Below are 12,621 nucleotides of genomic sequence, written 5' to 3'. Positions count from 1 at the left end.
TTAAACTGAGACACGCCTTAAAGAGTAAAGAATATGAGTTTGTTTTATTCAACCTAGCATAAACAAATTAGCTGAAAGAATGAACAAAATGGCTGTCTATTCTTATATTTAAGGTAGGTTACATCCCCACAAATAATTTATGAGTAATATCTGGGCCTAATCTGAAAAAGGAATAGTCCCTATGTATAAGTACAAATTACCTGTCCTTGAAAAAGTCGGATTTGGCGCCGGAGATATGGCTGTCAATGTGGTGATTTCATCGATGATGTTAATCATTACATTCTTCTATACGGATATTTTTGGTATCAAACCCGAAGACTTAGCGATGTTATTCATTGTGGTCCGATTAATCGATGCGGTGACCGACCCGTTGATGGGCATGATTACCGATAAGTTTACCTCTCGCTGGGGTCGTTACCGTCAATACCTACTCTTTCTTGCGATTCCTTTTGGTGTCTCGGTCTACTTAGCTTTCAGCACACCAGACGGTGATTACAACACTAAGCTGGTTTACGCTTACGCGACATATATCCTGATCACTGTCATGTTTACGGCAGTGACAATTCCATACATCTCTTTGATCAGTGTGATGACCGACGACCCGAAAGAACGCTTGTCTGCGAACGGTTACCGTTTGTTCTTCGCTAAGATCGCGGCTTTTCTTGTCACCATTATCGTTCCGCAGTTATCAACCGCTTGGGGTCAAGATAACATCCAATTGGGTTACCAATATTCGATGGGTTTGATGGGATTGATGGGTACGTTGCTGTTCTTGTTTTGTTTCGCGACCACCAAAGAGCGTATTGAACACGTGGTCGACAAAAAGTCATTCAAAGACCAAGTTAAATTGCTGATGAGAAACGACCAATGGTTAGTGCTGTGTGCGGTATGTGTGACAGGTACTATCGGCTACGTGATTCGTGGGTCAGTTGCAGCGTATTATGCCAAGTACTACCTCAGTGGTGACGCGGGTACTATCTCAGCCTTCCTTGCAACGGGTGTCGGTGCGGCGATTCTGGCGATGGTTGCGTCAACTTGGATCACTAAAAAGTACTGCAAAATTAAACTGTTCCGTTACAGCCAAGTATCGGTACTGTTATTAAGCTTGATGCTCTACGTATTTGTTGGTCGTGAAGATTTGGCTTTGGCTTTCGTGTTGTATTTCTTAGTTTCTTTCGTCGTAGATTTGCATGCACCTGTATTTTGGTCTGCGATTGCCGAAGCCGTAGACTACGGCGCATACAAAACAGGTCAACGTGTTTCTGGCCTAGCGTTTGGCGGTATCTCCTTTAGCCAAAAGCTAGGTATGGGGATCGGCGGTGCGGTGGTTGGTTGGCTACTTACCTATTTCAATTACGTGCCAAACGAAGCGCAATCAGACTACGCCCTTACCGGTATCGCACTGATGCTGACGGTTATCCCTGGTTTTTTCCACTTCCTAATGGGCTCACTGATGTCTAAATACAAAGTGACTGACAAGTACTACCAATCGATGACGGCCGCAAATATCCAAGGCGGAAAGAAAAACCTAAGTGAAGTTCAACCTTCAAAACCTCAAACAAGTTTCGAAAATTAAGGCGAGAGTATGACTGAATTCGTAAATCCTATTATAGAGCAGCGTGCTGATCCACACATCTTCAAACACTCGGACGGCTATTACTATTTTACCGCTTCGGTACCGGAATATGATCGCATAGAGATTCGTCGAGCAAAGAGTATCTCTGAACTCGACACCACCAGCGAACTCGTCAACGCATGGTACAAACCAGATACGGGTCCATACAGTGACTTAATCTGGGCGCCAGAGCTTCACTTTATCGATAACGCTTGGTACGTCTACTTTGCTGCCGCGCCATCACGAGAAATCATCGATGGGCTGTTCCAGCACCGTATGTATGCGATTTCCAATTCGAATCCAAACCCGATCACATCAGAATGGACGTTCGAAGGGAAAGTCGATACTGGCATAGACACGTTCTGTCTAGATGCGACGTCTTTCAATCACAATGGAGTTAACTACTATGTTTGGGCGCAAAAAGACAACAACATCGGCGGTAACTCCAATATCTATATATCGGAGTTAGAAACACCGACTAAGCTACGTACCGCTCCCCGATGTTTGACCCTTCCAGAGTTTGAGTGGGAAAAAATTGGTTTTTGGGTCAATGAAGGACCGTCGGTTATCCACCGTCACGGAAAATTCTGGATGACTTACTCCGCCAGCGCGACCGACGAAAATTACTGTATGGGTCTGCTGTACGCGGATGAAAACAGTGACTTGCTTGACCCAAAAAGCTGGGTGAAATCGAAGCAGCCAGTGTTTAAAACTAACTGGGAGAAAAAGATCTACGGGCCTGGCCACAACAGTTTTACGGTCGATGAACAAGGGCATGATCTGTTGGTGTATCACGCACGTGATTACACCGAAATTGAAGGTGACCCGCTTTGGGACCCGAATCGCCACACACGCATTAAACGCCTCATTTGGAAAGACGGCTTTCCCATCTTCGGTGAAGCGATTTAATCCAGTTACCTCAGTACCTGCAACTTGCAGGTACTGAGTTTTTGCAAGGAGTATCTATGCCTAACAGCATCATCCCACCCAGCTCGATCAAGGCTGCTATCGAGAGCGATCTTTTTACCGATGACAAGCCGGCCAAGGTTCATACCTTACGTAACCACCACGGCATGACAGCTACTTTCATGGATATTGGTGCAACATGGTTGAGCTGCCAAGTTCCAACGCCTTTTGGTCAGCGTGAAGTGTTGCTCGGCATGACATCAATGCACGATTACCAGTCTCACTCGGCGTTTTTAGGTGCGACCATAGGCCGTTTTGCCAACCGTATTGCCAAAGGGCAATTCAACTTAAACGGACAGGTTTATTCCATTACCCGTAATGATAATGGCAATAGCTTACACGGTGGTATTGAGGGTTTTGATAAGCGCCGCTGGTTGGTGAAAGACAAAAGTGATTTACACATTACTTACTGTTTGATGTCTCCCGACGGTGACCAAGGTTTCCCGGGAAACCTTTCCGCTGAAGTCGCGTATACGTTGACGGAAAACAACCAGCTGTGTATCGAATATTCGGCTATTTGCGACAAAGATTGCCCAGTCAACCTAACTAACCACGCCTACTTTAATTTAGACGGTGCGGAATCTGGCAAAACCATTCTCGATCATGAATTGCAGCTGCGTGCCAACGAATATCTGCCCACTGATGATAAGCTCATTCCGACGGGTGAACTGAAAGCGGTGCAAGGGACCAATTTTGATTTTAGTACAGCTCAGAGAATCGGAGCCCGTTTACAACAAGATGAAGACCAAAAGTTGGCCAAAGGTTATGACCACGCTTTTACTTTGCCTGAAGAATTGACTGACGGTGTGAGTACTATAGTTCGCCTAACCAGTTCCGATAAACAGGTGGTGATGTCTGTGTTTACCGACAAACCAGCGATTCAATTCTACAGCGGGAACTTCTTGTCAGGAACGCCATCTCGTACTGGGAAGTATCAAAACTATCAAGGGCTTGCGCTTGAGACTCAGTTCCTACCTGACTGTCCAAACCATCCAACATGGCCGGAAGCGAACAAACGTTTTCTTACCAAAAAGTCATTCTATCAGCATCAAACCAGTTATCAGTTTATAACCCATCATAGCCAGTGATCACAAACGATTTGGGTTGGTAGGGTTCCAGCCCAACATGGCGCTTCATCACTTTCTCACAATAAAGCTTCGGGCTTAAACCCACTTTATTCTTGAACCCGCGACAAAAGTAGAGTGGTTCAGAGTGGGCCTTTACTTTCAACTGCTTGTGTTCAACTGCCTGCATTCATGATTACTTTCAACGGAGCGTACCGGTTATTCCTGACTATTTACATTGTGCAGCGTTAGGATGAAAGTCATGCCTTGGTCTGGGTTGTTTTTCGCTATCAAAGTACCTTGCATATCACGCACGTTGTTGGCGGTGATTGCCAACCCGAGCCCCAAACCTTCGCCCATCTTTTTATTGGTATGGAAGGGTTCGAAGATAGTTTCGAGTTGGTCTTCTGAGACGCCGCAGCCATTGTCTTGAACCTTGATCACCACGCGTTGTTGTTCGGTGTGTGCGCTGACAATAATAGTGGTAGGCGTTTGATGGTTTGTGGCGTCAACGGCGTTTCTGATCAGGTTACCCAGCACTTGGCGAAGTCGTGCCTCTTCTCCCATCACCATCGAAATATTGGACGCGATACGTACTCGCATATCAATGTTTTTTAACTCGGCTTGGTGAATTCTTAGGGTTTCTTGTAGCGCCTCTGTGAGAGAAACTGGGTAGGGGCTTTCCAGCCTTTTAAAGGCAAACGACTTCAACTGACTGGTCATGTTAGCCATTCGGTCGATGAGGCTCATTACTAAGTCCATGTTCGCTTTCAACAGTTTGGTCTCGCCTCTTTCCATCAGTAATTGATTGCTAGAAAGCAGAGTTTTTAGGCCGGTAAGCGGCTGATTAAGCTCATGAGTGATCGCGCTCGACATGCGACCTAACGCTGCGAGCTTGCTTGATTCAACTAGCTCTTGCTGTGCATCTTTTAGATCTTGTGTTCGCTCTTCAACCCGCAGTTTCAGCGTTTTATTGGCGTTTTGCACCGCAATTTCCGCTTTCTTGCGTTTACTTATATCGATCACCGTACACAGGTAATAAGTAGTGTCATGCCAAGGGAAAGCGCTAATAGAGAACAACACAGGAAAGTAGCTACCATCACTGCGTCTTGCCATGGTTTCTACACTTGTGATCTCGGCCAGTTCTTGGTGTTGTTCTAAATTTTTGAGCAGTTGAAGTGTGGTTGAATTTGGATTGCCCGCCTCAAAAAGTTGCCACGCTTTGATGTTGCTGATCATTGAGTCGGACAGGGAAAAGTATTTCTTTGCCATCAGGTTGATATCGTGGATATGGCCGTATTTATCGATCAGTACTAACCCAACATGCGTCTTATTGATCATCCTAGACAGTCGTTTCTCCGACTCTTCGATGAGCTTTTGGATTCGCAAATTGCTGATCTTTTTCTGTCGTCTTTGATAGAGGATAACCAACAATAACAGAACGAAAAGGCAGCCCACCGCCACGCTCCAACTTATCCAGTTAGTGGTTTGGTTGAGGCTAGTTAATGGGGTCAAATAGGTTAATCGCCAATTTAGATCGTCCAATTTGATCGATTGAATCAGGTAGTCCTTACCTTGTAGTTGCCATACTTGAATATGGGTTTGATCATACAACTCGCGTTTTGTGGCTCTAGGCTGAGAATTGAAGGTGTCGTTGAACCAATCGGCACTCAATCGGTTATCACTAGAGAGGAAGAACTGATCTCGAGGGTTTTGAAACAGTATAGCTTCACCATCGGCAAACCATTGATCGATAAGAAGCGATAAGTCGATTTGTACCGCAACAATACCCACCACATCGGATGCTCGATAAACCGGTGCCGCAATGAAGTAATCGGGTGTCACGCCTTTATTTTTGGTGACCACTGAGATAGCGCCACCTTGCTGGTGGATCTTAGACACAATCGTATTGGCGTTCTTTTTACTCAGCTTGCTTCTTTCGACACTGGAAACTAACAACTCACCTTCAGCAGAAAGTAGATACCACCCCTTGGTGTTGGCCGCTTTGTCTAATTGAATTAGTTGTTTTTTAATGTGTTTTTGGAGGCGACTTTCTCCATCAATAAAACGAACGCTGGTTTCATCGTTCGTGACCAGATAAGGCAAATAGTAAAAACGTTTGAGTGTGCGTCTTGCTTCAGCAATGTACCCAAGAAAGCGTTGTTCTGCATAACGCTGAGCTTGCTCAAGCTTCCACTGGCTTATCCCATTTTTAGTGGCTAGCTGAACCAAACCAATTAACAAACAGGCGAACACGAACAGCCAATATCGATTATTTTTAACCATTCTTGATTAAATCCTTTTAATTAGTTAGCTGTCTGTCTCTTTAAATGAGTGAGTGCGAAGCTTCACGGTTTTATGACTTGGAAGATGAAGTGTGAGACAAATTGAAGCTAACAAACATTACAAAACGGTTAAAGGAGTGTTATCCAAAGTGGGAGCTAGCTCCTTTTAGTCTGCGGTGTTTTTACATACCGTGGGCGACATTATTCAGATGTAAGCAGCGGAACAAAATTATGCAGCGTATTGCTTTGATTGAAGATGATGCGATAGTGCGTCAAGCAACTAGCCAATGGCTACAGTTGGCGGGTTTTGATGTCACCGCATTTGAGATTGGACAAGATGCATTAAACGCAATAGAGCTTGGTGATTTCCAAACCATCATTAGTGACGTGCGCTTGCCTGATATTGATGGGGTTGAGCTATTAGGACGGTTTAAAAAGCTTGTGCCAGACGTGCCAGTTATCTTGATTACAGGTCACGGTGATGTCGATATGGCGGTTAAGGCTTTACAGCAAGGTGCCTATGACTTCATTGAGAAGCCGTTTGATCCAGAACGCCTCTCTCAAACGGTCTCTGAAGCGGTAGATAAATTCCAAAGTGGCCAAGACAGGATCAGTCGCCAAAGCTATTTAGATAATTTGAAGGGCATTGAACAGGTTCTGATTGGTCGCAGTAAAGTGATGTGTGAGTTGAGAGAGCAAATACACAAGGTAGCCTCGATTGATACCAACGTGATTATTTATGGTGAAACTGGTTGTGGTAAGGAATTGGTTGCTTCTTGTTTACATGAATTTAGTCAGCGAAAACCTCACCCTTTTGTGCCACTAAACTGTGGCGCGATTCCAGAAAACCTATTTGAAAGTGAGCTGTTTGGCCATGAAGCCGGTGCGTTTACTGGAGCCGCCAAACGACGTATTGGTAAGCTAGAGTTTGCCGACAAGGGGACGGTGTTTCTTGATGAAATAGAGAGTATGCCGCTATCTATGCAGGTCAAAGTACTGCGGACCTTGCAAGATAATGTCGTTGAGCGTGTTGGTGGTAATCAGCAACAACATGTTGACTTGCGTGTGGTATCTGCTTCGAAAAGCGATTTACTCAATCACCCCGACTTTCGCCAAGATCTTTTCTACCGTTTGAATGTCGCGCAGCTGCATTTACCGCCGCTCAGTGAGCGAGAAGAAGATGCTCTTATTCTTTTCGAACATTTCACCCAGGAAGCCAATACTGAAACACGAATTGCTAGTGAGGCTGATCGCTATGCTTTGTTGTCGTACTCGTGGCCAGGTAATGTGCGTGAGCTGCGCAATGTCGCGATTCGTTTTGCATTGGATGAAAGTCTGACAGTCGGTGATATTTTGGCGTATCGTCCTAACTCTGTTACGGAGTCCACCACTGCGGGTATCCCTTTGGCTGTCCAGGTTCAGAGCTTTGAGCGAAAAGTTATTCACGATGCGTTAGTGCGTTATCAAGGGCGTATCAATGATGTGATGCAAGACCTAGATTTACCACGCAGAACACTAAACCAAAAAATGGTCCGTTATGCATTGAACCGAAGTGACTATGTCGACTCTTAGTGAACCGTTTAACTGTCGTTATTAATGATGACTGATGAGCAAGAAATGGCTCATTGTTTATTTATCAATTTATTAACATTGATCACGTAAATGTAACACAGTGTGATGTAACCACCTTTATGAGGGTGTTAATTACGGCTTTGGATAAGCAAAAAACAGCTCATGCAATCGCTGTTAAATAAGCAATATTTTGCCTATTTCAAATGGTTTTTTTATGTAATGTAAACCATATCAACAACTTACCTTGTTGGCATTGTGTTTGCTATCTAGCTTTTGTTGTTAACAAAAATATAACGTAAATAACTCTACATGGAGAGTAACAATGAAATACAACAAGCTAGTTAAAACTTTAGCGATCGCAATGGCCTCTATTGGCCTTATCGGCAACGCTTCAGCACAAGAAGAGCGCAGCTACATTTTAGCGACGGCCTCAACGGGTGGGACTTACTATCCGGTTGGTGTGGCCTTAGCAACTTTGAGTAAAGTTAAGCTTGCGCCTAAGCAGCACTTTTCTTTGGCGGCTATCAGCTCTGCTGGATCCGGTGAGAACGTAAAGTTGTTAAATGAGAACGAAGCTCAGTTTGCCATTTTACAAGGTTTGTATGGTGCGTGGGCGTGGCAAGGGCTTGGTCCATATGAGAAGTCAGGCAGTCAAAAGCAACTGCGTTCAGTCTCTATGCTATGGCAAAATGTTGAGCATTTCATTGTTCGTTCTGATCTGACAGAAACGGGCACCATGACTGATTTGAAGAACTTGAATGGTAAAAAGTTTTCTATTGGTAAGAAAAACTCAGGAACAGAGAATTCAGGTCGTCAAATTATGCGAGGCCTTTCCATAGACCCAGAACAATTTAAACTCGCCTTTATGGGTTATGGTGGCAGTGCGAGCGCATTACAAAATGGCACTATTGATGGCATGAATACGCCAGCTGGTGTACCAGTCGGGGCGGTTACTCAAGCATTTGCGGCCTTAGGTGAAGACATTCAAATCTTGTCGTTTACCGATGCGCAAATCAAACAAGCGAACGGCGATTACAATATCTGGACAAAATATGAGATCCCAGCAAACACTTATCCAGGTGTCGATCAGCCGATTACCACTATCGCACAACCTAACTTTCTAGCGGTTCGTGAAGACATCTCTGAAGAGGATGTGTATCAGCTCACCAAAGCTATCTATGAAAACCTACCTTTCTTACAAGGTATCCACAAAGCAACCAAAGCAATGGCACTTGAGAAAGGGATCGCAGGCCTTCCTGTTCCGCTTCACCCAGGCGCTGCACGTTACTACCAAGAAGTGGGCATCGAGATCCCTTCTGAGTTGATCGTCAACTAGCTTACCTGTTGTCAGGTAACTATTGGCTTATGAGCCATTGGTTTATGAACTATTGCTCTATGAACTAACGGTTTGCCATCAACTACCCCCTTCGTGACTTAATTGCTGGTGCACGTTCGCTCAAGAATGTGTTCGTGCGCCTCTTCACTTTATGGATATTCTCTTCGTGTTTGCTGCGGAGAGCAGGAGTTTTCTATGAGCGATTCGCTGCAGCAGGAACTGAAAAAATTTGAACTGCCGACCCGAACGGATTTCCCGTGGGTAGGCAAAGCGATAACGACAATGGGAGTGATACTCTCGCTGTTACATATTTGGTTTAATACCTTATCGACCTTGCCAGAGCTTTGGATCTCAGCGACTCACTTCGCGGGTTTTGCGATCATTTGTGCACTTTGGTATCCGGCTCATATCTCGCTTAAAAAGAGCAAAATAGCTTTAGCGGTCGATATCGGAATCGCTTTAGCGGCTCTGGCTTGCCTTATCTATATTCCCTTTGCCGAAGATGCGCTTTATGAGCGAGGCGTGAAGTTTATCGCCAGTGATTGGTTCTTCTCTATCTTGGCGATTGCGATTGTTATTGAGCTGATTCGCCGTACTATGGGCTGGTTTATTCCGGTGCTTATCTTGGTGTGTTTGAGCTATGTGGTGCTTTGGGGGCAATGGACCAGTGGTATCTTCCACTTCCCGGGCTTGAGCCTTGAGACTTTGCTTTATCGAAGCTTTTATTCTTCGGAAGGGATGTTCGGTTCTATCTCGAGAATAAGTTGGACCTTCGTGTTCATGTTCATCCTATTTGGCGCATTTTTAGTGCGATCGGGTGTCGGTGATTACATCATTGATGTGTCTCGCGCAGCGGCGGGCAAAGTGATTGGTGGCCCCGGTTTCATTGCGGTGATTGGCTCTGGCTTGATGGGATCGGTGTCAGGCTCTAGCGTGGCAAATACGGTATCCACTGGCGTGATCAGTATTCCGTTGATGCAAAAAGCAGGCTTCCCTTCGCGTTTTGCGGCAGGTGTTGAAGCCGCTGCATCGACGGGCGGGCAGTTGATGCCACCTGTGATGGGGGCGGGCGCGTTTATCATGGCGTCTTACACGCAAATCCCTTATGTTGATATCATTGCGGTTTCCTTCTTACCTGCGCTTATCTACTTTTTGTCTGTGGCTTTTTTCGTGCGTATTGAAGCGAAGCGTAGTGGGGTACAGAAGGTGGCTTCAGGGTGTGAACCGTTGTTGAAGGTGCTACTTTCAGGATGGCACAACCTGATCCCATTAGCGGTGTTGGTAACCTTGTTGGTGAAAGGCTTTACGCCGACTTACGCGGCGGGTATCTCTATCCTGTCTGTGGTCGTGGCTTCATGGTTCTCTAAAAATCATAAAATGGGTCCAAAAGCGATCATTGAAGCGCTTTCTCAAGGTGCGAAAAACATGGCGACGACGGCAGTATTGTTGGTGGGTATTGGTCTCGTTATCAACGTGATCAGCACAACCGGAATAGGTAATACTTTCTCGTTGATGATCAACAGCTGGGCGAATGGCGACTTGCTCATCATGATTGCTTTGATCGCACTCGCTTCTTTGATTTTGGGTATGGGCTTACCAGTAACGGCGGCTTATATCGTGTTGGGCACTTTGTCGGCTCCGGCTTTATATAAACTGATTGCTGAAAGCCAGTTGCTTGACCTGTTGGTATCGGGCCAGTTACCTGAACAGGCGAAAGCCATCTTTATGTTGGCGGCACCAGACAAGTTAGATTTATTGAATGCACCAATGGCACTTGAAACAGCAAAAGAGATGATTGCTTTAGTGCCTGCTGATTTTGTGGAAACGCTGCTTGAGCAAAGCCTCGGCCTAGAAGCGATTAGCCTTGCACTGCTTTCTGCACACTTGATCATCTTCTGGCTATCGCAAGACAGCAACGTGACACCGCCAGTTTGTTTGACTGCATTTGCGGCAGCGACTATCGCTAAAACACCACCAATGAGAACAGGTTTAATGGCTTGGAAGATCGCCAAAGGTTTATACCTAGTACCGTTGCTGATTGCCTACACTAATTTAGTGAGCTGGGATATTGTCTCGGTACTGGTAACGGGTGGTTTTGCTATTGTTGGCACTTACGCGTTTATCGCGGCAATTGAGGGTTACCTAGAAAGTGAAATCAATGTGATGACTCGAGTCGTGTTAGTAGTGCTTGGCGTGGCCTTGGTGTGGCCTGATGTTTCAGTCGTAATTCGCTTAGTGTGTGTTGCTTTGTTTGTCGGTATTTTTATTCACAGTGGTCGCAAATACGATGCTAACAAAGTGAAAAGAGAATCGAAAAACGAGGAAGAAACTAAACCTCAAACCGAGTCTAGAACGGTCGCTTCTTCCCTATAATTAAAAGGATTGAATGTAGGAATATTATGAATTCAATATACGACTATATTATTGTTGGTGGCGGCATTGTTGGTGTATCGACCGCGTGGCAATTGCAACAAGCTCACCCCGATAAAAGTATTCTTTTAGTGGAAAAAGAGCGTGGCTTCGCGCAGCATCAAACTGGCCATAACAGTGGGGTGATTCACGCTGGCGTTTACTACGCTCCGGGCAGTTTAAAGGCGGATTTTTGTAAGCGTGGCGTCGAGCGCACCATCGCCTTTTGTGGCCAACACGATATTCCTGTCGAAAACTGCGGTAAGTTGTTGGTTGCAACCAATGAGCAGGAAGTAGAGCGAATGAACGCGCTCTATCAGCGTTGTCAGGACAACGATATTGATGTCGATCTCTTGGATCAAGCGCAGCTAAAACTTGCTGAGCCGAACATCATGGGCTTGGGCGCGATTTATGTCAAAACCACCAGTATTGTGGATTATAAAAAAGTGACTGAAGTGATGGCTCAAGAATTTGTTGAAGCGGGTGGCAAGCTTAGTTTAGGCACCGAAGTGGTTATGGCGGATGAACAAGCAGATGAGGTCCAGTTAACTTGCAAAGTAGATGGTCAGACTCTCCAACTCAATAGTCGATTCTTGATCACGTGCTCAGGTTTGATGGCTGACAGAATGACCAGCATGCTAGGCATTGAAACTGACTTCCAGATTGTCCCATATCGAGGTGAGTACTATCAGTTGGACGCGAAACACAACCAAGTGGTGAATCATCTAATTTATCCTATTCCAGACCCTGAACTGCCTTTCTTGGGTGTGCACTTAACACGTATGATTGATGGCTCCGTAACAGTAGGGCCAAATGCAGTTCAAGGCTGGAAGAGAGAAGGTTATGGCAAGCTTAACTTTAGCTTTAAGGACACTTGTCAGATGCTGAGCTTTGCGGGTTTTTGGAAAGTGACTGCGAATAATCTAAAAACCGGTTTGGTCGAGTTTAAAAACTCGTGGTGGAAGCCGGGTTATCTAAAGTTAGTGAACAAATATTGCCCGAGCATTACGATTGATGATTTTAAGCCTTACCCTGCGGGGATTCGTGCTCAAGCGGTGCTCAAAGATGGCACCTTAGTTCATGATTTTCTGTTTGCCGAAAGCCCAAGAAGTTTGCATGTATGTAATGCACCATCGCCAGCAGCGACCTCTGCAATGCCGATTGGTGAATATATTTGCACCAAGGTGATGAAAAAGACGGCTTGATGATAACTTAAGAGCATTGATCGAATTTTTCTCCGCAGACAATAAAAAATCCGCGAGCTCTATTTTATTTAGGAATCGAACTCGTGGATTTTTTTAACTTTGTCTATTTAACCTAGAGAATATTTCTACCTAACAAACATGTCTGATGCTCGGTGGCACTTGTATGAGT

The 12,621-nt window shown here is 45.2% G+C and carries 8 protein-coding genes; 7 read left to right on the top strand and 1 reads right to left on the bottom strand.

All coding sequences use genetic code 11. The features are described 5' to 3' along the window. The first annotated feature begins 181 nt into the window (after positions 1-181). From WR49_RS02350 to galM, 3 genes are read left to right on the top strand one after another with little or no spacing between them, the layout of a single operon-like run. On the top strand, positions 182-1,576 hold the full coding sequence (locus WR49_RS02350) for an MFS transporter (RefSeq protein WP_017057738.1): 1,395 nt from the start codon (positions 182-184) through the stop codon (positions 1,574-1,576). A gap of 9 nt (positions 1,577-1,585) precedes the next feature. Next, positions 1,586-2,524 carry a glycoside hydrolase family 43 protein gene (locus WR49_RS02345; RefSeq protein ID WP_046222933.1) on the top strand — a complete coding sequence of 313 codons (939 nt, stop codon included), beginning with the start codon at positions 1,586-1,588 and terminating at the stop codon, positions 2,522-2,524. A gap of 56 nt (positions 2,525-2,580) precedes the next feature. Continuing rightward, complete coding sequence (gene galM, locus WR49_RS02340) at positions 2,581-3,669, top strand: galactose-1-epimerase (RefSeq protein WP_082082731.1); 1,089 nt, start codon at positions 2,581-2,583, stop codon at positions 3,667-3,669. Between the two features lie 195 nt (positions 3,670-3,864). Here the strand turns inward: galM and WR49_RS02330 are convergent, their stop codons facing one another. Further along, positions 3,865-5,931 carry an ATP-binding protein gene (locus WR49_RS02330; RefSeq protein WP_046222931.1) on the bottom strand — a complete coding sequence of 689 codons (2,067 nt, stop codon included), beginning with the start codon at positions 5,929-5,931 and terminating at the stop codon, positions 3,865-3,867. Between the two features lie 230 nt (positions 5,932-6,161). Between WR49_RS02330 and WR49_RS02325 the strand changes: the two genes are divergently transcribed. The 4 genes from WR49_RS02325 to lhgO all read left to right on the top strand — a co-directional run bounded on the left by WR49_RS02325 (position 6,162) and on the right by lhgO (position 12,452). Then, positions 6,162-7,502, top strand: coding sequence for a sigma-54-dependent transcriptional regulator (locus WR49_RS02325; RefSeq protein WP_046222930.1), 1,341 nt, complete (start codon positions 6,162-6,164; stop codon positions 7,500-7,502). A gap of 322 nt (positions 7,503-7,824) precedes the next feature. Beyond that, the gene (locus WR49_RS02320; protein WP_017057743.1) at positions 7,825-8,838 is read left to right on the top strand and encodes a TAXI family TRAP transporter solute-binding subunit; all 1,014 of its coding nucleotides are present in this window, start codon (positions 7,825-7,827) and stop codon (positions 8,836-8,838) included. 195 nt (positions 8,839-9,033) lie between these two features. Then, the gene (locus WR49_RS02315) at positions 9,034-11,211 is read left to right on the top strand and encodes a TRAP transporter permease (protein WP_046222929.1); all 2,178 of its coding nucleotides are present in this window, start codon (positions 9,034-9,036) and stop codon (positions 11,209-11,211) included. 26 nt (positions 11,212-11,237) lie between these two features. Continuing rightward, positions 11,238-12,452, top strand: a complete 1,215-nt coding sequence (lhgO, locus tag WR49_RS02310; RefSeq protein ID WP_046222928.1) for an L-2-hydroxyglutarate oxidase — start codon at positions 11,238-11,240, stop codon at positions 12,450-12,452. The last annotated feature ends 169 nt before the right edge of the window (positions 12,453-12,621 follow it).

It is taken from the genome of Vibrio sp. ECSMB14106 (assembly GCF_000972265.1).
Classification (GTDB): Bacteria; Pseudomonadota; Gammaproteobacteria; order Enterobacterales; family Vibrionaceae; genus Vibrio; species Vibrio kanaloae.
The sequence above is the reverse complement of the archived record's forward strand: the minus strand, read 5'-3'. Positions and strand labels throughout refer to the sequence as shown.

What these genes read in the sequence shown, in the direction of transcription:
- WR49_RS02350 (WP_017057738.1), top strand. Translation starts at nt 182, where the DNA reads ATGTATAAGTACAAATTACCTGTCCTTGAAAAAGTCGGATTTGGCGCC.
- WR49_RS02345 (WP_046222933.1), top strand. Translation starts at nt 1,586, where the DNA reads ATGACTGAATTCGTAAATCCTATTATAGAGCAGCGTGCTGATCCACAC.
- galM (WP_082082731.1), top strand. Translation starts at nt 2,581, where the DNA reads ATGCCTAACAGCATCATCCCACCCAGCTCGATCAAGGCTGCTATCGAG.
- WR49_RS02330 (WP_046222931.1), bottom strand. Translation starts at nt 5,931, where the DNA reads ATGGTTAAAAATAATCGATATTGGCTGTTCGTGTTCGCCTGTTTGTTA.
- WR49_RS02325 (WP_046222930.1), top strand. Translation starts at nt 6,162, where the DNA reads ATGCAGCGTATTGCTTTGATTGAAGATGATGCGATAGTGCGTCAAGCA.
- WR49_RS02320 (WP_017057743.1), top strand. Translation starts at nt 7,825, where the DNA reads ATGAAATACAACAAGCTAGTTAAAACTTTAGCGATCGCAATGGCCTCT.
- WR49_RS02315 (WP_046222929.1), top strand. Translation starts at nt 9,034, where the DNA reads ATGAGCGATTCGCTGCAGCAGGAACTGAAAAAATTTGAACTGCCGACC.
- lhgO (WP_046222928.1), top strand. Translation starts at nt 11,238, where the DNA reads ATGAATTCAATATACGACTATATTATTGTTGGTGGCGGCATTGTTGGT.